Genomic DNA, 20,506 nt, shown 5'->3' on the forward strand with positions numbered 1-20,506 from the left:
CAAGGCTGTTTTTTTTTATTTGTAACTTTTACTTTCTTTCCTAACTCTGTAATTCTGTTCTAGCAATCAGTTGTTCTATATCATTTAAGAGCATCATTCTTGCAAAAGAATCACCAATATATTGATAGGCAAATTTCATTGCTATTCTTCTTAAATAACTGGATTCTCTTCTTAATGTATCGCTATATACATCACTATAACTATAGTCTAGTTCATACTCAGTCATTTCTTTCACATTCTTATTTAAAATAAAAACTTAAGTAATATCTCATCCAAATTATCGGCTATTATAGTGTAATATTTAATAATTCTTATTAATAGTAAATATTTAGTTTTCTACTTAGCAGAGAGATAAAAGTCCATTTAACCAAAGCAATAAAATAAATAGACTATAAATCTAAATATATAAGATAGGTTATTATTTATTTTTATAATTATAAAATTAATTTTATATAAAGACCTCTATATATTTACATGGTATTTATGATATTTACAGGAAAACCCAACATTCCCCTGATAATGTTATAAATATTATTTATATATAAAAAATGATATCTTTATTAATACAAAAAGTCAGGGATATTTTTAATTATTAGTATATAAATCACAATTTAAATAACTCTTAAAATAATAAATTTACCACCAATAATAATTCTTATTTTCATTTTTAAATTAAAAATATAATTTTAAATATACTTAACATAAAAAAGCGATCGCTTTTATAACATTTATAATACAATTTAAGTTCATTTAAGAAATACCCCTGCTATATATCTCTTTTTAATTGAAACCTACCTCACAGAATATGAAATTCACCTTAATTGTCATTGACGAAATATAGCTTCAGCAGTAAATATAATAAGCAATGATTATAAAAACAGTGACCATCTTTAAAGATGGCTTTTTTAATCCTTAAATTGTCTCATTTTTTAGACAAATAAATATTACAGAAACCACGGGAGAATTCTCTTATGACTCAACAAGATACAGCAACTCATTATTCAATTGATGATATGAAAGCATTAATTGAAACAATGCAGATTTATAAAAAAGACAACAGTGGCAAAGGGATAACTCGTATTGCTTATGGCGAAGAAGATGAAGCCGCCCATCTGTACCTTGCTGGTTTAATGAAAGAAGCGGGTCTTGAAGTTTATCGTGATGGTATTGGTACACTTTACGCACGTTTACCAGGTAAAGATCGTTCACTACCCGCAGTAGGTACAGGATCTCATCTTGATACAGTCCCTCAAGGCGGTGCTTATGATGGAGCTTTAGGTGTTATTGCAGGTTTTTATGCATTAATGCAATACAAACCACAACAACTTAAACGTGACCTTGAGCTTGTTGTTTTTCGTGCGGAAGAATCTAGCCGTTTTGGCTTTTCGTGTATTGGCAGTAAAGTATTAACAGGAAAAATAGATAAAGCTCGTTGGGAACAAAATAGAGATGATGACGGCAATAACTTCTTTGAAGTTTTAAAATCTTTAGGTTATCAGCATGATAATTTGGATAGTTGTTTAGTCAAAGCTGATCGTTATAGTGCCTTTGTTGAGCTTCATATTGAACAAGGTAAACGCCTTGAGAATGACAAAAAAACTATTGGTATTGTCAATGGTATTGCGGCACCAACTCGTTTTTCAGTCACTGTTAATGGTCATGCGGATCACTCTGGTGCAACACCTATGTATCAACGCCAAGATGCGTTAGTGGCAAGTGCAGGGATTATTACCGATATCAACCGTGCAGCATGCACTGAAGCAGTTTATGGCACTGTAGGTACAGTGGGTAAACTCAATGTTGTGCCGAACTCCATGAACGTCATTCCAGGACAAGTAAAATTCTCTGTTGATATTCGTGGTATTGATACTGAAAGTATTCAACGTGTTGTACAACGCCTAAATAATAGTGTGGAAAAAGCAGAAAAAGATTTTGGCGTCTCTATTGATGTTCAACCGATTTCTGCTGAATCGCCAGTCAAACTAGATGATTCAATTTGCCAAGTTATTGAAAGCTTGTGCCAGAAACACGATATCAGCTATATGACAATGCTAAGTGGTGCTGGCCATGACTCAATGAATATGGCATCACTTTATCCAACTGCGATGATCTTTACACCTTCAGTTGCCGGTATTAGTCATCATCCTGATGAGTTTACCGAATTTAGTGATATTGCTGTCGCTGCAGATTTATTAGCAGAAACATTAGGCACATTAGCCAATCAATAATGACTGACTATTTGTTTTAGAAGGTTAATTGCATCATCTCCCTTGGTTGCTTTTAACCATAATTTATCAAAGAGGGATTGATATTGAAATATCGCCTCAGTTGAAGAGGTTACAGTAGCAATGCCCGTACTGACATTAGGAAATTCACCTAAACGGAACGGGCTAACGGCTAAAGAAAGAGGGACTTTGTCTTGATAAAATAATTGGAAAGTTAAAGACGGCATAGTATCTGAAATAATTGCAATATTAAGATAACTATTTTTTTGCTCTAACTTTTCAATTAAATGAAGAATTTCGTTTTTTGCTCGTTGTTTTCTTTCTTGTTGCAGTGTTTTAGTTAAATTAACCGAACCTAGCATGCCAACATAAAGAAATTTTTCAATTTGTTGCTGGCTAATAAGGTTATAAATATGGGGCGAATGTAAGGACTGATGTTTCTTACGCTCTTTTAAAATAGACAAAACTTCTTGTTGTTTTTCAGACAAAAGATTTAAAGGTGATGCCTCTGTTAGCATTTCAACCAATGTTTTGTCATAACAATCTGAAGTTAATAAGTAAGAGAAAGGTTCGAAGTGGGTATAAATATGTGAAGATTGACTTTCAAGTTGGCGCATTCGTTCAAAAAAGCCATTTGCACTTGAATAATATTCAGTATTAATACCCAACAAACTGGTTAACGAGGTATTTAATAATCTAGCAAGATTATCAAGTGTCTCAATTTTAACAATTTCGCCTTTTTCTAACCGATACACAGCAGCACGAGAAATACCCAAGCTTTCTGCTACATCTTCAGCTTTTAATGAAGAGGCTATGCGGTAAGCACGCAAGCGATAGCCAATGGCTTGATAATCTATTTTTTCTCTAGGTATGTAAGGCATATTTATAATTGGCTCCCAAATGCACAAAGTACCAGGGTAAAGTAACGGCACAATAATAAGATGTTAGTTCAGATAGTTTAAATTAAACCAAAAATAAAAAGAATCACCTTTCTCACAATGAGGTAAATAAAAAAAGTTTGCAGTAAAAAGTTAGTCTATATCAATAAACCTGTCTCCTAGCAGGTAACCTCACCAGGGTTAAAGCAGTAAAAACAAACAACAATAAAAAAACTAAAAGGCGATGTAATTGATATTACACCGCCTTTTTCATTATTTAATTAACTAAATGCTCTAATACCATAGCGCCAGCGCCTTGAGAAACGATTTCATAAGCGTGGCTTGCTGGATAAACTTCTGTTTTTATATTTGGGAAAAGAGCGAGTTTAGTTTCAATCGTTTTTTTGACGGTATCAAAAAACGTATATTTAGGTATTAATGTTCCGCCACAAACAACAATATCAGGTTGGAGCATTAAAATCGTATTTGCAATAGCAAGCCCATAGTAATAAGCCGCTTCTTCTAATGCATCAATACACAGAGGATCTCGCATTTCTATTGCTTGAAAAATCGTGTGATAGTTAATTTCATCATCGGTACTGACCAGAGAAGTTAATAAGGAGTGCTTTCCCCGCCTTATTTGATGAATAATACTATTTTTTATGGCGTCTAAAGAACACAATGTATTTAAACAACCATAAGAGCCACATTCACACAATAGCCCTTTTACATCAATCGTCATATGACCAAAACAATTCATTGCCGCTGAGGTATCAGTTAAAAACTGATTACCAATAATGGCACATCCTCTTACTTCGGTATCACAAGAAGTAAATAAAAATCGTTGTGTTTTTTGGCGATAATATAAACGAAATTCAGCTAAAGCAGCAAAATGTACTCCACTTCCCACTGTGACGTAAGTAGGAATTTTTTTACGTAATAACGCCTCTAATTCACTGAATTCTTCATCGAGAGATTTTGAAACCAATTGATGTTCGACAACATGCTCAATAGAAATTCCTAACCCTAAAACTTTTTCATAGCTGATGTTATTTTTTAATAACAAGGCATCAATTTTAGGTAATAGCTTATCTGTCATCTCATATGCAGATAAGTAAGGTTCTGGCGATATTTTAATTTTATCCAACATATTAAGTTTCAGATCCATCAACACAATGGTTGAATAGACCTTACTTAATTCAATACCGATTAAAAATACCCCTTCTGTATTGATATTATACAAAATAGGTTTTCGACCACCCGTTGATTCACCTAATTCTGCGGTTGTAATTAATTGAAGAGCATTTAACTCGTCCAGTAGTCGAGCACAAGTAGCAGGCTTCATTTGTGCCAATTCAGTGAGTGTTTCTGTTTTTATTGGGCCATTTTCTGCCACTAATTTATAAAGGCTTTTAAGTTTCAATGCTTTTGAAGTCTTAGAAGACTGAAGTTCTTTTAAATTTTTCAATAGCATAGCCATTTCCTTTATTAAATTATTTAGCCACTCAAAGAAGAATATCGCTATCTTACTGTAAAAAAAGCAATAGTTCCTTAGTCAAAACAAACAACATGATCTTAATCTCAAAATGAGAAAAAGTAAGTTGTTCATTTCTGTGTATCAGGCAAAGTACTCTCAAGCACAATTAAAAATGTAATGACGATTTACATCGGAGAGAGTCATGCACCAGATTTCTGAAATTAATAAAGCAAAAGAATTTGTTCAATCTAAAACCACAGAAAAACCAACTATTGGGATCATTTTAGGATCAGGTTTAGGTCCTTTTGCCGATACATTAGAAGATGCCGTACATATTCCTTATCACACCATTCCACACTTTGCAGCATCAGGAGCTGTGGGGCATGCAAATGAATTAGTGATTGGTAAAATTGCAGGAAAAACAGTTGTTGCAATGAAAGGTCGTTTTCATTACTACGAAGGTGTATCGCTCGATGAAGTCACCTTTCCTGTTCGTGTAATGAAAGCATTGGGTGTTGAAAAGCTGATTATCACTAACGCATGTGGCGCTGTAAATACAGATTTTAATCCTGGTGATCTAATGCTAATTACTGATCATATTAATCTAACTGCAAATAACCCACTGATTGGGCCAAATAACCCTGAATTAGGTGTTCGTTTTCTAGATGTAAGTGAAGTTTATAACAAAGCTATGCGCCAAATTGTTATTGATATTGCCAAAGAGCAAGACATTACCTTACGTCAAGGTGTTTATGCATGGTGGACAGGGCCAACTTATGAAACCCCAGCAGAAATTCGCATGATAAGAACATTAGGTGCCGATGCCGTAGGCATGTCAACCGTTCCAGAAGCACTTATTGCTCGCCATTCAGGTATTGATACCATTGGTATTTCATGCTTAACCAATATGGCTTGTGGCATTTTAGAACAGCCTCTTAGTCATGATGAAGTTATTGAAACCGCAGAACGTGTGAAATCTACCTTCTTAAAACTGATCAGTGAAGTGATCGCTCGCTTATAACTTTTTATCAATAAAAGAAAAAGTGGAGAATAGATAGCTGCCTATGCTCCACTAAAATCAATATCCCCAACAGTGGAGATTGTTATGGGTATAAAAATACAGCTCAAAGGCATGATGTTTATGCAATATTTTATCTGGGGAAGTTGGTTAATTACCCTAGGTGCATACATGATGCAAACATTAAACTTCACTGGGATTGAAGTTGGATTAGTTTATGGCTCTAAAGGCATTGCTGCTCTGATTATGCCTGGTTTATTAGGTATCATTGCCGATAAATTTATTCCTGCAAATCGCTTATATATCATTTGTCATCTTATTTGTGCTGTTGCTTTATTCTTTGCGGCATCAGTGACTGATCCAACAATCATGTTCTGGGTTATGTTCATTAATGCATTAGCATTTATGCCAACTATTGCGCTTTCAAATTCAATTGGTTATTTTTGCTTAAATAAACACAAGCTAGATTCTGTTGCTAATTTTCCCCCTATTCGTGTTTTCGGTACGATAGGTTTTATTATCGCCATGTGGTGTGTAAGTTTATTTAAATTAGAACTCAGCAACACTCAATTATATATTGCATCAGTAGCTTCTCTTTGTTTAGCTCTCTATTCATTTTGCTTACCTAAAATTCCAACAGCCCAGCATAAACAATCAACCTCTTGGGCATCTCGTTTGGGATTAGATGCCTTTGTTCTATTCAAAAAACCTATAATGGCAGTATTCTTTTTATTTGCCATGCTATTAGGTGCGGTACTTCAAATTACCAATACTTTTGGTAGTCCTTTTATTCATGATTTTGCTAAAAATCCTGAATTTGCTGATAGTTTAATTGTTCAATATCCATCAATTTTATTATCAGTATCACAAATGGCTGAAGTTACCTTTATTTTAGCAATTCCTTTTTTCCTAAAACGCTTTGGTATTAAAAAAGTCATGTTAATTAGTATGATTGCATGGACTTTACGTTTCGGATTATTTGCCTATGGCGATCCATCTCCTTGGGGATTTGTATTGCTAATGCTTTCAATGATTGTTTATGGTTGTGCATTTGATTTCTTTAATATTTCAGGCTCTATCTATATTGAAAATGAAGTTAATCCTGAAATAAGAGCCAGTGCTCAAGGGTTATTTATGACCATGGTCAATGGTGTTGGTGCATACGCAGGCTCTATTTTAAGTGGTATGGTCGTTGATCATTTTACAGTTAATGGAATGAAAGACTGGCAATCTATTTGGTTAATTTTTGCATCCTATACACTTATACTTGCTATTGTATTTATATTTGCATTTAAAGAAAATAAGGTGAGTAATTATAAAAAAGATTTTTCATAATTAACTTATATATTCCCTCTTTTAAATGATAATAAACCTTTATTGGTTTATTATCATTTTTACTTTTCTCAATATAAATATTATTAAATCTCCTCTCTTTTTTTAAATGAAATCCATTTTTAAAAGAAATTTAATATTAAGAAAAATAAAATAAGCATGCTTTAACATGGAAAATGTTTATAAAAAAAGGATATTTATATATTATGAATGCTATTCATCAAAATGACCCTTTAGAAAATAGTGATATTATCAATTTAATAAAGAATTTTAAACCTCTACGCAGATGGAAAAAACAAGATCCTAATAGTGATTTTACTGAAGTTACATATAGCTTTCCTGACTGGAGCAATTTAAGGGGTGAGGAATATAAAACCATTACAACATTAAATCAATATCAACAAGATCTTGCCGAAAAAACATTACAACTATGGGCTGACATTGCCAATATTACATTCATTAAGAAAGACAATAAATATGATACTAATATTAAATTTGGTGTTTATAATAATATAAATGAACTAACGAAAGATAATTCTCATTTAGTCGCTGGTGTTGCAACATTCCCATTAAATAATATAGAGCCAGATAAAAAAATAGAAAAAATCACTGATTACAGTATAGGAGGACATGTTTGGATTAATATATCTTCAACTACACGTATAAAAAAATTCAATAAACATGAAATAACACCAGAGCAAAAAAATGAAATAGATTTATTTAAAGAAAAATCAGACAATATAAAATATTATTATATAGAAACAGATACTCAGATTACTTTATATAAAAACAATAATGAAAATGGTCATATAAATAATCAACCTATAATATTAAAAAAAGGAAATAAAGAAACTCAAACTTATATACATGAAACTGGACACGCTCTTGGTTTACCACATACCTTTAGAGTGAATGATCATAATAATCCTGATATTGAAGAAAATAGTTTTAAATATTCTATAATGTCATACCGCCACCCAAAAACAAAAGAAGCTGATTTTGTTGGATTATTTCCTATGTCTCCATTATTAATCGATATATATGTTATTCAAAAGTTCTATGGCGTAAATCTAACGACACGAACAGGTGATACTATTTATGGTTTTAATTCTAATACGCAAAGAGACTGTTATAGTTTAACTTCATCAGATGATGTCATTATTAGTTGTATTTGGGATGCCGATGGCTGTGATACTCTTGATTTTTCAAAATATAATTTTGAGCAGAAAATAGACCTTAACCAAGGTGCTTTCTCTGATGTAGGTGGGCTAAAAAGTAACATTTCTATTGCGTATGGAACAATAATTGAAAATGTAATAGGAGGAAAAAACAATGACCACATCATTGGTAATGAAGTAAACAACCACTTAATTGGTAATCAGGGTAATGATATTATTTATGGATATGATGGGGATGATAAAATTTTTGGCGGTAAAGGTAGTGATGCACTTTATGGTAACGAGGGCAATGATTTCATTAATGGAGAAGATGACTGCGATATAATTTCTGGAGGTAATGGACATAATACGCTGTTCGGAGGAAAGAATGCTGATATGTTTTTTTTCGAAATTAGCAACAAGACAAATAGCCATAATAAAATTATGGATTATCATATAAATGAAGATTTCCTTATTTTTTTAGATGAAAACAAAATAAGCCTAAATATCAAGAAACTTATATCTCAAAATTCAATCTCGCTTAAGATGAGTTTTCAAGAAGAAGATAATTTAACAAAATTAGCAATAAAAACAAAAGAACAACTAGAAGTTCCAAATTTAACAATAGATATTGTTGGGAATTTCAGTTATGAAGATCTATTTTATTAATATAATTAATTACCTTAAAAAATAACGAAAAATTTATAAGGCTTGTATTTACCCAAGCCTTATAATAAGAGAATGAAATACATTATAAAATCATGACGGAATTATATAATAACATTAAAAAACATCTCTCTAGAGAAGATAACCTAAAATTTATTTACTTAGTAAAATTATTCTGACTTAAAACACACCTCACTTCACAATTATTTAAAAACTTATTTTTCCCCTCTAGATTAATATCAATAAATAGCTATCTTTATTATCGCTGGTGTTCGCCAGATAATTAAACTATTTTCAACATGAAAATAAACCTAACCTAAACTTGATATCCGGAGGATATTATGGGTTCTTCTTTATTAAAAAAAGCAGTAGGATTATCTAATGTTTCTGACTTATTAGATAAAAGTGGAATTTTTTATAATTTCTCAGCTAAGACTCTACCTTCTTTTGATTATGATACTGCTGGAAAACATATTGCACGCGAAAATTCCACATGGAATGGGAAATATGTTGTTGGACAAGCGGCAGAAGTGACATATTCATTCCCAACTTGGGCTGGTAAAAAGTTTAATGATTTTGGTGATAAAAATCCCTATGGATTTAATTCAGTACAAAAAGATCATGCAAGACAATCTTTAGATGCATGGTCTGATATTGCAAATATCAAATTTACCGAAGTAGCGCCAGGTGTAAAATCAGATATTACTTTTGGTAATATTACTGATCCAAACGGCACATTCCAAGCTTATGCGACGTTGCCAAATACCTATAGTTATGGACGTGATCTTTCAGGCCAAGCTTGGTTTAGTGACTATTATTATGCTGGTAATACAACACCTGAATTAGGTAATTATGGTCGTTTAACTATTATCCATGAAATTGGCCATGCACTTGGTCTAATGCATCCTGGCGATTATAACGCAGGGCAAAACGTACCTGGCTATTTAAAGTCTGACTACGCTGAAGATAGTCGCCAATATACTGTTATGAGTTATTGGGAAGAATATGAAACAGGTGCGCACTTCCAAGGTGCTTATGCAGGCGCTCCTTTACTTCATGATATTTCAGCAATGCAATATCTTTATGGCGCAAATACCACAACCAGAACAGGTGATGATGTTTATGGTTTTAACTCAAACACAGGTATTGATTATTACACTGCAACAAGCAGAAACGATAAATTAATATTCTCTGTTTGGGACAGTGCTGGTAACGATACTTTTGACTTCTCAGGATATTATCAAGATCAAGTTATTGATTTACGCGAGGGTCATTTCTCTGATGTTGGCGGACTACAGAAAAACGTTTCTATTGCACAAGGTGTAACAATAGAAAATGCAATCGGTGGCTCTGGTAATGATATTATCTACGGCAATGATGCTGATAATATTCTCATCGGCGGTGGCGGTAACGACATACTGTATGGTGGCGGTGGTCAAGATACATTATGGGGTGGTACAGGTAGCAATACCTTTGTTTATAAAGAGATCACTGACTCTCTGGTATCTGCCGCTGACAAGATAATGGACTTCAAATCAGGTATTGATAAGATTGATTTATCAGCATTAATCGAAAATACCTTTAGCCATAAACTCCTTAACTTTGTTGATAATTTTACAGGTCGCTCGGGTGAAGCAACCATTAAATATGATCAATCAACAAACTCAAGTGAACTTGCTATTAACGCTTATGGTTACAGCCCTGATTTCAAAATTGACATTGTAGGATTTGTTAATTACGAAACTGACTTTATTGTTTAATTTTTCATTGGGTAGGAGAGAGATATTTCTCCTACCTTTCTTTTACCTATAAGGAGTTATTTTTATATTATCTTATTAAAAAAAAGATAAATTGATCACTCCATATTGATAGAAGAAATGCAGTAAATAGCAATAAAACAGATAGGAATAAAATCAGGAATAACATTATGTCAGCAAGCAAAAAAAATAATGAAATAACAAATATTATAAAAGAAAGAAAGAAAGTATTTCTTTCCATTGGAATATTTACAGCCTTAATAAATATTTTAATGTTAGTTCCTTCTATTTATATGTTGCAAGTTTATGATCGAGTCTTACCATCAGGTAATGAAATGACTTTATTAATGCTAACACTCATTATGTTAGCATTATTTATTTTTATGGGAGGATTGGAATACTTAAGAAGCATTATTGTCATTAGAATGAGTAACAAACTTGATTTATCCTTAAGTTCAAGAATTTATACTGCTGCATATCAAGCAAAATTAAACAAAACGCCCAGTATTAATTCCTCTTTAGCATTTAATGACTTAGTGACTATTAGGCAATTTATTACAAGTCACGCCATTTTTGCTTTTTTTGATTTACCTTGGTTCCCAATCTATCTTCTCGTTATCGCATTATTTAATCCATGGTTAGGATTATTTGCATTATGTGGTGCGCTCGTTTTATTTTCTTTGGCTATTCTTAATGAATACTTGTCTCGATCATCATTAAAAAAAGCCAATGAGTTTGCTAATCAAGCTCAGGTAATACAAGGTCATCATTTTGAACATCCACAGCCTATTGAAGCAATGGGAATGCTAGGTTATTTACGTAACCAATGGCAAATTGCTCACTTTAAATATCTACAAGCACAAACTCATGCAAGTGATAATGCAGCAAGTATCAATGCAATAACAAAAGTCACCCGAATGGCACTGCAATCTTTAATGCTAGGATTAGGTGGATGGCTAGCAATAGATAATACAATTAGCCCAGGAATGATGATCGCAGGATCAATACTATTAGGTCGCGCTTTAGCGCCAATTGAACAAGTTATTGGTGTATGGAAAAACTGGGATAGTAGTAAAGAAGCTTATAAAAGGTTAACCACACTATTAAAAACGTATCCTGAAGAAAATAAAAAAATGGCGCTACCTGCTCCTAAAGGTGAATTAACAGTAAATATTAATCAAGCTCAATATCCTCAAACGGAACGCACACTATTAAATAATATTCATTTTTCGCTAAGCCCCAGCGATGTACTTGGCATTATTGGCCCGAGTGCTTCAGGAAAATCCTCTTTAGCTAAATTTATTGTTGGCATATGGGAAGTTAAAACGGGCGCCATACGCCTTGATAATGCAGATATATACCAATGGAATAAAAGTGAAGTTGGCCAATATATCGGATACCTTCCTCAAGAAATCGCCCTTTTCCCTGGCACGATTGCCGAAAATATTGCTCGCTTTTCTGAAATAGATCCTCAAAAAGTCACTCAAGCTGCAATGATGGCAAATGTTCATGAAATGATTTTACGTTTTCCTGATGGTTATGAAACCATTATTGGTGCTCATGGTGAAGGGTTGTCAGGAGGACAACGACAACGTATTGCGTTAGCTCGCGCATTATATGGTAACCCTGCTCTAGTCGTTTTAGATGAACCCAATTCTAATTTAGATGATTTGGGCATTAAAGCTCTAATGCAAGCAATTCAAACACTTAAGCAAAATAAAAAAACCGTTATATTAATCACGCATCAAAAACAATTACTCTCAGTGACCAATAAACTCTTGGTTCTTTTCGATGGTCACACAAAATTATTTGGCTCTACAACAGCTGTTGTTGCTGAGTTAAATAACTCATCAGTAATAAAGAGTACGCCAACACCAGCAACTACACCTATTACTCAAAGCAATATTTAATATTGAGAAGATTATTATGATCACAAAAAAAAATGAAATCGATATTGTTCATGGTATTTCAGATGATCCTAGAAAATTCTTAATAATAGGATGGTCAGTTATTCTTTTAGGTCTTGCTATTTTTATTTTTTGGGCTGCCTTTGCTCCTTTAGATAAAGGCGTATCTGCAAAAGGAAATGTTTCAATTTCAGGTAATAAAAAGAGTGTTCAAGCTTCCGTAGAAGGTATTATCACTGACATTTTAGTGAAGAATGGTGATAACGTAATCGAAGGCCAAACGCTTATTCAATTAAGCCCTATTCAATCGAAAGCTTTAGTCAAATCTTTATCTGATCAATATGATAATTTACTGATTACTCAACAACGCTTATATGCTCAATTAAATGAAAAAACAGAGTTTATCTTAGATCCCAATGAAAAATATTATTCTCCTTCAGAGAATTTAAATAAATTATCTCTACTGCAAAATAAACTACTTAATGAAAAGTATATTGAATTGCATAGTGAGATAAATGGCTATAAAGCTATTATTGATGGTATCTCTAATCGTTTAGTTCATTTAAAAAGATCTACGTTAAATAAACAACATCAAATTGATAGCTTAAAAATTCAAATCAAAGATTTATATACTCTTGCTAATGAGGGCTATATTCCCCGTCATCGTTATCAAGAAATTGAGCGTGAACTTGCTGAAAATAATAACCACCTTAATGATACATATGGACAAATAAGTACATTAGAAAAACAAAAATTGGAATATCAACAAAAAATATTGCAACGTAATGCTAATTTTTACCAATCGGCACGTACTGAACTTAACCAAGTTCAATTACAAATAAGTGAAACAGAAAAACAACTTATCATTGAAATAGATAAACTAAAAAAGATGCAAATTACTGCCCCAATTTCGGGAATAGTAATGGATTTATCTGTTTTTACCCAAGGTGGCGTTGTAAGAACAGGTCAAACATTAATGGAAGTTGTTCCTCAAGATCATCAATTAATTATTGAGGCACGTTTAGCACCTCACCTAATTGATAAAGTTACCCTTGGTCTTCCTGTTGATTTAATGTTTAGTGCATTCAATCAAAATACAACACCTAAAATTCCTGGAGAGGTAACATTAATTTCAGCTGATAGACTCATTGATGAAAGAACAACAGAACCTTATTACCAAGTATTTATTAATGTTAAAGATAATGCTCTTCTTACAGACAATAAAAATAAATTAAAGGCTGGAATGCCAGTTGATGTATTTATTAATACAGGCGATCGCTCATTACTAAATTATCTCTTCAAGCCTGTTTTAGATAGGATCCATACTTCATTAACGGAAGAATAATGATGCAAATAAAAAAACTCTCAACCATTTTATTTATATGGATGCTAAGTTTTCACGCTTTGGCGATCAATTTATCTGATCTTTATTTCTTAGCAGTAAAAAATGACCCTACGTTTAATGCTGCGATTAAAGAACAGGTTGCGGGTAAAGAGTATGAAAATATTGGATTATCTCAATTACTCCCAAGCGTACATGTAAACTATCAAAACAACCCACGAAATTGGCAACGAAAAGTTTATCCTATTAATACGAATCAAGGGGAAATGGAAAGAACAGAATATCAAAATTATCAAAGCCATTCTATCAGTGCAATTATTAGCCAACCACTCTTTGATTACACTGCATTTAGTGATTACAAATCATCGGTAATCAAAACATTATTATCAGACAGCCGTTATCAAGTAAAATTTTCCGAGCTAGTGATCAGATTAGTAGATAATTATATAGAATTGGCTTATGCACAGGATAAATTATTATTAAACCTTTCACAGCAAGAGATTTATAAAAAACAACTAACATCAAGTCAGCGTTTATTCGAATTAGGTGAAGGAACAAAAACAGATATTTCAGAGATCCAAACGCGATTATATTTAACTCAATCTCAATATACAGATATTCAGCTTGAATTAGATAATGCTAAAAATAAACTAAGTTCAATGATTGGCACGCCACTACCTTATGCAGAACATATAGCAAAATTAAGCAGTAATCGCTTTATATTACAACCTATCACACCCAATAATTACGAGTCATGGGAAAATGAGGTTATGCAAAGCAACCTCAATATTCAAACAGCTCGTTATGAAATGGCAATAGCAAAACAAGAAGTAGAGAAAAATCGAGGTGAATTTTTCCCAACAGTACAACTCTATGCCTCTTACTCTAATAGTGATTCCGATAGTAATAATACTGTAAATCAAAAATATCAATCAGCGAATGTTGGTTTTTATGTCAGTTTGCCTTTATTTAATGGTGGAAAAACAACAGCTTCGATGCGTCAATCTACTGCATTGTATCAAATGAGTGCTTTTGAAAGAGATTCAATTATCCAACAAATCACGCAAGAACTACGTCATCAATACCAAATATGTACAACGAGTAATATTAAATTGAATGCTTATGAGCAGTCCGTTTCCTCTGCTAAATTACAATTAGATGCGACTCAAAAAAGTTATATTGGTGGGCAGAGGACAATGGTTGATGTTCTTAATGCTGAAGAATTATTATATCGCGCTCAACAGGATTTGATTAAAGCTAAATATGATTATATTCAGGCTTGGACATTATTACATCAATACACTAATACATTAGATATTGAAAAAATAAAATTAATTGAAGGTTATTTTCAATAGAGTTGTTAAATTGTTTAATAAGAGATATGAATATAATTATAAAAGTCCTAGATCATGGAATAGATATAGGACTTTTAGTTATAAGCAATAGTTAATCACTTATTTTAGCTAGCGGGGTATCATCACTTCTTTTTAGTACCGTACAACGTTAATACACGGTGAGTAAGAGCAATTGATGCTAGACCGATAAAACATTCAGCTAGGAAAATCAGCATAAATTACCCCCATTCATAAGTACATTTTGTTTGGGCGGGGGTTCTGATAAAGTAAAGTGACTTGTCATATAGTGCTTAGCTAACTCCGATTTAATGGACACATTTTAAACCTACCATTAAAACTAAAAAGAGCAAAATATATTTCTCAACAAAATCCATTTTTGGGCTTTGATCACATAAAAACAACACAAAAAATCAAATTTATGTCATTTTAAAAGCCGAAGTTAAATTTATTTGCTCTTTTATAACCGTCTTTTGAAAAAATAAATAATATTTAAAATCAGTCAATTAAAGAAAACAAATGTTAAATCACCCTGTTTTTCTACAATAGGTTTTACCTTTAACTGGCTTATAACAGATAATATTTCTTTTCGCTCTGGTCGGACTAAAATAATCGCAAGCCCTTGATAGTTATTCTCTTCAATTAAGTTAACTAGCTGCTTAAGATCATAATATTTATTTTGCACATCAGGATATGCCAGACCATAAGCAAGCTCCCCTTTCGTCTCTGTTAAACGAATATCAGTGCGTTTTAACCCCCATGCTAAAGACGTTCCGATCCCAACTTCATCAGTTAAAATATAAGGCTTATCTGCTAGCTCACTATAATAGTAATTAATTGCCTTTTCAGGGGTGCTTTTGCTTTCTACTTTATGAGGAATAGCATACCCAATTGCTAAACTTAATCCTATCGAGCAAAATAAAGTCAGTAAGCGTGTGGGTTTAAAGAAAGAAGCAATCCCTATCACACTCCAAAATAAGAAGCCCACAATACCCAGCAACGCTTTATATTGCTCATTTGTTTCATATAACGTAAATCGTGTAGAGAGAAGCGAATAAACAATAATAGAGACGCCTACAAGCCCAAAAACAGTATTTATGATCGCATTAATATTATGAATTTTTTCATTTTGTTTATTTTTTAGCTCTTCCATATAATGTGCAATCAAGATAGAAAGTGGCACAAAACAAGGTAGCATATAGGTTAATAACTTACCGCTGGAGGCAGAAAAGAAAGCAAAAAACAGGAATAACCAAAACGAAAAATAAAGAGTTCCTTTCTTCAAGAAAATAGCTGATTTAATAGCCCCAAATAAGAACCCTAACCAAGGCAAAATACCCAAAATTACAATAGGTAAATAAAACCACATAGGTTGTGATCTTGCTGATCCCTTTTCAACAAAACGTTGAACATGCTCAACCCAAAAGAAGTAGTGCCAATAATCAGGTGCCTGAAGTGCAACTGAAATCACCCAGGGACCAGCAATAATAACCATAGAGATAAGCGCTATTGGTGTATAACAAAGGACTTCTTTAAAACGAGATAAGCTAATTGCGGTCACAAAAAAAAACTAATGCAGGTAATACAACAGCAATAAAACCTTTGGTTAGAAAACCTAATCCACAGAAAATACCAACGAGAATATAAGCTTTAATTCTACTCTTTCTATTAGTTGCATGTAATCCAGATAAAAAATAATACATTGTTGCCGTGACAAACATTGTCACGATAGGATCAAGAATATTGTAAGTACCAATAGCTAACACAAGAAACGAGGATAAAAAAACTACCAGTGCATTAAACGCCAAAGTACGGTTATGCCAAACTAGCATAGCAGCACGATAAACAAATAAGCCGGTTAATAAGGTTGAAGTTACAACGACAATACGAACAGAAAAATTACCGCCGCCAAATAACCATTGTGCTATACTGTTTAGCCAATACCCCAATACTGGCTTTTCAAAATAACGAATATCCAGCATATAAGGTACAGACCAATTACCTGATGCAAGCATTTCTCGACTAATTTCAGCATAACGGATCTCATCTGGTTGCCAGAGCAGTCGCGTTTCGAGAGGAATTAAATAAGTTAAAAATATAAAAATAAAAAGTAGAAACCATTTATATCTTTCTACAAAATCAACACGCATATATTCCTCGTTAAAATAAAACAATATCACCTTATACGAACTATTCACTTAGAATAGCTATCCTATAAAAGATTCAATTATTATTTATTAAATTATAATTAATTAACACATTGCTTTATTTTCAACCAACGAAAAAGATACCAAAAAAACAGCATTATCAATACTAATCAATAAGATATTGATAAAATTTAGTTAGTAATTAAAATAACGACACATTAATTTTTTATTAATCTTTTTTAAGTAACAGCAAGTTTTTTATCAAAAATCTACCTAAATAGTATTAAATTAAAAAATGAAGGATAAAGAATTAAACATAAACAGAAAATAAACAAAGTATATAAATAAAAAAACCAGAAGGAACTTATTCTGGTTTTTGATTACTTTGTTTAATTATATAATGATAAAAATCTTATTTACTAAACTCTTTAAAAGCGCCCATGGTGTTGGATGCATACATAACTGAAGGGCCTCCCCCCATATAAATAGCAACGCCTAATGCTTCAGCGAGTTCTTGTTCTGTTGTGCCAAGCTCCACAAGTGTTTTTGTATGAAATCCAATACAACCATCACAACGATTTGCGACAGCAATTGCAATGGCGATCAGTTCTTTTGTTTTTGCGTCTAAAGCACCGTCTTTACCACCCGCTTTTGTTGTACTCATAAAAGCTTTCATCACTTCTGGAATATTTTGAGACAATGCCCCCATGTTACCTGCAATGTCTGTTACTATTTCTTTGTACTTGCTCATTTTTGATCCCCTAATAATATACTTATTTATATAATATAAAAATATATTATCAAACCATATAATATAAGCAAGGGAATTTAATTTGAGGTGATCTTTTTTATTGTGATAGTTACCGAAAAAGAGGTTTAAAGTGTCTATTTTAGACGAGTGGGCTGAACGCCATATCGAAAAAGCGTTACAAAAAGGAGAACTTTCATCACTTAAAGGTGAAGGAAAACCGCTGATCCTTGATGATAATAGCCATGTTCCAGAGTCACTTAGAGCAAGCTATCACTTATTAAAGAATGCAGGTTTTTTACCACCTGAAATGCAAGATAGAAAAGAAGCCTTATCTCTAGCTGAAATCTTAAGCACATTAAATGAAACCGAAATAAACAATGGATCACTGCAAAAACGTTTGGCATTACTTGAGTTGAAATTACAGCAAGCTGGTTTAGATACTCAATTTTTACATGCGGACTATGCCACACAGCTGATAGAAAAATTGACAAATCATAAAAAATAAACCGATCAAAAATAATGAAATATCAGCATAGAAAAAGCCTATACATCCCTGTATAAGCTTCTTTCATTTATCGCAGAGAATTAACCTGCTGTTGGAGAATAATACGTTGGTGAGCCAGGCCCTACTGGTAAATTGAATACAAATACCCATAAGTAGAATAATAATGACCAACCAATTAAGAAAATAACGGAATATGGCAACATCATAGAGATCATCGTACCAATACCTGTGTCTTTCTTATATTTTGTTGCAACTGCTAATATCAAACCAAAATAACTCATCATTGGTGTAATGATATTAGTAACAGAATCTCCTATTCGATATGCTGCTTGGATTGTCTCAGGCGCATAACCTGCAAGCATTAACATGGGTACAAAGATAGGCGCGGTTACAGCCCATTGAGCCGAAGCCGAGCCAATCATTAAGTTAATAAAAGCACAGATTAAAATAAAACCTAAGAACAGTAATCCACTTGGCATATCAATGCTATTAAGTAATGCTGCACCTTTGACAGCAATAACCTGACCGATGTTTGTCCAACCAAAAAACGCAACAAACTGAGCCGCAAAGAAAATAATGACCAGATAAAGCCCCAATGTGCTCATCGAATTCGCCATAGCATCAACGATATCTTTATCTGTACGCATTGTCTTAGCAACCCATCCGTAAACAATACCCGGAATTGCAAAGAATAAGAAAATAAAGACAACAATAGATTTTAAGAAAGGAGAATTACCAATTAGCCCTGTTTCTTGGTTTCTTAATATGCCATTTTCAGGAACAACCGTTAGCGCCAAAATCACGCCCATAACAATAAAGGTTCCTGTTGCCGCCCATAATGCTTTCTTTTCTAGTGGCGTAACTTCAGCAGCATTCCTTAAATCATTTTCTTCATCATCAAGTTCATTACCGTTATAAGGCCCTAGTTGAGGCTCAACGATTTTTTCTGTAATGAAGTAACCTAAGAAAGTAATAAGGAATGTACTGACAAACATAAAGTACCAGTTTGCTTCAGCACCAACGATATAAGTTGGATCTATAATGCGCGCGGCTTGCTGCGTAATACCCGATAATAACGGATCTATCGTCCCTAAGAGTAAGTTAGCAGAATAGCCACCAGAAACCCCTGCAAATGCAGCAGCTAAACCAGCAAGAGGATGCCGTCCTAACGAATGAAAGATAATCGCTGATAACGGTATCAATACCACATAACCCAATTCAGCCGCAGTATTTGACATAATACCAGCGAAAACAATCGCCAACGTGGTCATCTTGCGAGGTGCTTTCATTACCACTAAACGCATAACCGCAGATAATAAACCTGCTCGTTCAGCAATGCCGACACCTAATAACGCCACCAGCACCGTACCTAAAGGCGCAAATCCAGTAAAGTTTGTGACAATATTTGCCAATATACGGCGAATACCATCAGCATCTAATAAGCTGATAATGTGAATATAGCCATCTTCTGCGCGTCCTTTGGCGCCTTCTGGTCGGGGATCTTGTACCGTAACACCGAAGTATTCACCAACTGCCGAAGAGACAAGTAAAATAGCAATTAAAATAATAAATAAAATAACGGGATGGGGTAGCGCATTTCCTAGCCATTCCACTGTGCGAAGAAAGCGACTGCCTCCCTGTTTTTTTGTTTGCATCATTTATCCTTTTTATAAAAAAACAGAAAATGCACAGTACACAACCCTTTTTATTATGACTATCTGTTAATCCTATTTATAAATGCTTTATTTAAGATAAACATCATAATAAAGTTATCAAATAAAATATTTTTCACCTTAATAAACAATAAAATAAAAATAAATTACACAATTACAAATCACTTACATTAAAATTAATTTATAATATCTAAAATTAAAAAATGTGCATAAGGTAACATTTTTTAACAATATTTTGATTAATTGTTAACCTTTGGTAGTTAAAGATCTGCTGAAATAATGGGAAGAATCGAATCAATACTCTGATAAACCTGATAAT

At 33.0% G+C, this 20,506-nt stretch carries 16 protein-coding genes; 9 read left to right on the forward strand and 7 right to left on the reverse strand.

The window, feature by feature from the left end:
* Positions 1–40 precede the first annotated feature (40 nt).
* Positions 41–226, reverse strand: coding sequence for a hypothetical protein (locus ACNARN_RS04000; RefSeq protein ID WP_349442804.1), 186 nt, complete (start codon positions 224–226; stop codon positions 41–43).
* A gap of 745 nt (positions 227–971) precedes the next feature.
* Between ACNARN_RS04000 and ACNARN_RS04005 the strand changes: the two genes are divergently transcribed.
* The gene (locus ACNARN_RS04005; protein ID WP_196532201.1) at positions 972–2,228 is read left to right on the forward strand and encodes a Zn-dependent hydrolase; all 1,257 of its coding nucleotides are present in this window, start codon (positions 972–974) and stop codon (positions 2,226–2,228) included.
* Here ACNARN_RS04005 and ACNARN_RS04010 read toward each other — a convergent pair.
* Positions 2,222–3,106 carry a helix-turn-helix domain-containing protein gene (locus ACNARN_RS04010; RefSeq protein ID WP_109373888.1) on the reverse strand — a complete coding sequence of 295 codons (885 nt, stop codon included), beginning with the start codon at positions 3,104–3,106 and terminating at the stop codon, positions 2,222–2,224. The two genes, ACNARN_RS04005 and ACNARN_RS04010, sit on opposite strands and share 7 nt — an antisense overlap.
* 274 nt (positions 3,107–3,380) lie before the next feature.
* Positions 3,381–4,577: an ROK family protein gene (locus ACNARN_RS04015; RefSeq protein ID WP_416304173.1), complete on the reverse strand. Its 1,197-nt coding sequence runs from the start codon at positions 4,575–4,577 to the stop codon at positions 3,381–3,383.
* Positions 4,578–4,782: 205 nt separating this feature from the next.
* Between ACNARN_RS04015 and ACNARN_RS04020 the strand changes: the two genes are divergently transcribed.
* The 7 genes from ACNARN_RS04020 to ACNARN_RS04050 all read left to right on the forward strand — a co-directional run bounded on the left by ACNARN_RS04020 (position 4,783) and on the right by ACNARN_RS04050 (position 15,114).
* Positions 4,783–5,601 (forward strand): purine-nucleoside phosphorylase, encoded by an 819-nt coding sequence (locus ACNARN_RS04020; RefSeq protein WP_109373886.1) that lies wholly within the window; start codon positions 4,783–4,785, stop codon positions 5,599–5,601.
* Positions 5,602–5,685: 84 nt separating this feature from the next.
* Positions 5,686–6,933 carry a nucleoside permease gene (locus ACNARN_RS04025; protein ID WP_416304174.1) on the forward strand — a complete coding sequence of 416 codons (1,248 nt, stop codon included), beginning with the start codon at positions 5,686–5,688 and terminating at the stop codon, positions 6,931–6,933.
* Between the two features lie 203 nt (positions 6,934–7,136).
* Positions 7,137–8,756 (forward strand): M10 family metallopeptidase C-terminal domain-containing protein, encoded by a 1,620-nt coding sequence (locus tag ACNARN_RS04030; protein WP_416304175.1) that lies wholly within the window; start codon positions 7,137–7,139, stop codon positions 8,754–8,756.
* Between the two features lie 338 nt (positions 8,757–9,094).
* Complete coding sequence (locus ACNARN_RS04035) at positions 9,095–10,513, forward strand: serralysin family metalloprotease (protein WP_198619441.1); 1,419 nt, start codon at positions 9,095–9,097, stop codon at positions 10,511–10,513.
* A gap of 167 nt (positions 10,514–10,680) precedes the next feature.
* Positions 10,681–12,420 (forward strand): type I secretion system permease/ATPase, encoded by a 1,740-nt coding sequence (locus ACNARN_RS04040; RefSeq protein WP_198626069.1) that lies wholly within the window; start codon positions 10,681–10,683, stop codon positions 12,418–12,420.
* 16 nt (positions 12,421–12,436) lie between these two features.
* Entirely contained in the window at positions 12,437–13,762 is a 1,326-nt protein-coding gene (locus ACNARN_RS04045) for an HlyD family type I secretion periplasmic adaptor subunit (RefSeq protein WP_198619439.1), read from the forward strand.
* Entirely contained in the window at positions 13,762–15,114 is a 1,353-nt protein-coding gene (locus ACNARN_RS04050; protein WP_160230036.1) for a TolC family outer membrane protein, read from the forward strand. The genes ACNARN_RS04045 and ACNARN_RS04050 overlap by 1 nt, the downstream gene beginning before the upstream one ends.
* Before the next feature lie 499 nt (positions 15,115–15,613).
* Here ACNARN_RS04050 and ACNARN_RS04055 read toward each other — a convergent pair whose 3' ends face one another.
* From ACNARN_RS04055 to ACNARN_RS04065, 3 genes are all read right to left on the reverse strand, one after another.
* The gene (locus ACNARN_RS04055) at positions 15,614–16,672 is read right to left on the reverse strand and encodes a hypothetical protein (protein WP_416304176.1); all 1,059 of its coding nucleotides are present in this window, start codon (positions 16,670–16,672) and stop codon (positions 15,614–15,616) included.
* Positions 16,659–17,261 carry a phospholipid carrier-dependent glycosyltransferase gene (locus ACNARN_RS04060; protein ID WP_416304177.1) on the reverse strand — a complete coding sequence of 201 codons (603 nt, stop codon included), beginning with the start codon at positions 17,259–17,261 and terminating at the stop codon, positions 16,659–16,661. The genes ACNARN_RS04055 and ACNARN_RS04060 overlap by 14 nt, the downstream gene beginning before the upstream one ends.
* 409 nt (positions 17,262–17,670) lie before the next feature.
* The gene (locus ACNARN_RS04065; protein WP_109373878.1) at positions 17,671–18,009 is read right to left on the reverse strand and encodes a carboxymuconolactone decarboxylase family protein; all 339 of its coding nucleotides are present in this window, start codon (positions 18,007–18,009) and stop codon (positions 17,671–17,673) included.
* Positions 18,010–18,139: 130 nt separating this feature from the next.
* Here ACNARN_RS04065 and ACNARN_RS04070 point away from each other — a divergent pair, with 130 nt between their 5' ends.
* Positions 18,140–18,514: a DUF1992 domain-containing protein gene (locus tag ACNARN_RS04070; protein WP_416304178.1), complete on the forward strand. Its 375-nt coding sequence runs from the start codon at positions 18,140–18,142 to the stop codon at positions 18,512–18,514.
* Positions 18,515–18,594: 80 nt separating this feature from the next.
* Here the strand turns inward: ACNARN_RS04070 and ACNARN_RS04075 are convergent, their stop codons facing one another.
* Positions 18,595–20,169 carry an AbgT family transporter gene (locus ACNARN_RS04075; protein ID WP_109373876.1) on the reverse strand — a complete coding sequence of 525 codons (1,575 nt, stop codon included), beginning with the start codon at positions 20,167–20,169 and terminating at the stop codon, positions 18,595–18,597.
* Positions 20,170–20,506: the final 337 nt, after the last annotated feature.

Source organism: Proteus sp. TSJ240517 (genome assembly GCF_047921575.1).
Taxonomy (GTDB): Bacteria; Pseudomonadota; Gammaproteobacteria; order Enterobacterales; family Enterobacteriaceae; genus Proteus.

What these genes read in the sequence shown, in the direction of transcription:
- ACNARN_RS04000 (WP_349442804.1), bottom strand. Translation starts at nt 226, where the DNA reads ATGACTGAGTATGAACTAGACTATAGTTATAGTGATGTATATAGCGAT.
- ACNARN_RS04005 (WP_196532201.1), top strand. Translation starts at nt 972, where the DNA reads ATGACTCAACAAGATACAGCAACTCATTATTCAATTGATGATATGAAA.
- ACNARN_RS04010 (WP_109373888.1), bottom strand. Translation starts at nt 3,106, where the DNA reads ATGCCTTACATACCTAGAGAAAAAATAGATTATCAAGCCATTGGCTAT.
- ACNARN_RS04015 (WP_416304173.1), bottom strand. Translation starts at nt 4,577, where the DNA reads ATGCTATTGAAAAATTTAAAAGAACTTCAGTCTTCTAAGACTTCAAAA.
- ACNARN_RS04020 (WP_109373886.1), top strand. Translation starts at nt 4,783, where the DNA reads ATGCACCAGATTTCTGAAATTAATAAAGCAAAAGAATTTGTTCAATCT.
- ACNARN_RS04025 (WP_416304174.1), top strand. Translation starts at nt 5,686, where the DNA reads ATGGGTATAAAAATACAGCTCAAAGGCATGATGTTTATGCAATATTTT.
- ACNARN_RS04030 (WP_416304175.1), top strand. Translation starts at nt 7,137, where the DNA reads ATGAATGCTATTCATCAAAATGACCCTTTAGAAAATAGTGATATTATC.
- ACNARN_RS04035 (WP_198619441.1), top strand. Translation starts at nt 9,095, where the DNA reads ATGGGTTCTTCTTTATTAAAAAAAGCAGTAGGATTATCTAATGTTTCT.
- ACNARN_RS04040 (WP_198626069.1), top strand. Translation starts at nt 10,681, where the DNA reads ATGTCAGCAAGCAAAAAAAATAATGAAATAACAAATATTATAAAAGAA.
- ACNARN_RS04045 (WP_198619439.1), top strand. Translation starts at nt 12,437, where the DNA reads ATGATCACAAAAAAAAATGAAATCGATATTGTTCATGGTATTTCAGAT.
- ACNARN_RS04050 (WP_160230036.1), top strand. Translation starts at nt 13,762, where the DNA reads ATGATGCAAATAAAAAAACTCTCAACCATTTTATTTATATGGATGCTA.
- ACNARN_RS04060 (WP_416304177.1), bottom strand. Translation starts at nt 17,261, where the DNA reads ATGCGTGTTGATTTTGTAGAAAGATATAAATGGTTTCTACTTTTTATT.
- ACNARN_RS04065 (WP_109373878.1), bottom strand. Translation starts at nt 18,009, where the DNA reads ATGAGCAAGTACAAAGAAATAGTAACAGACATTGCAGGTAACATGGGG.
- ACNARN_RS04075 (WP_109373876.1), bottom strand. Translation starts at nt 20,169, where the DNA reads ATGCAAACAAAAAAACAGGGAGGCAGTCGCTTTCTTCGCACAGTGGAA.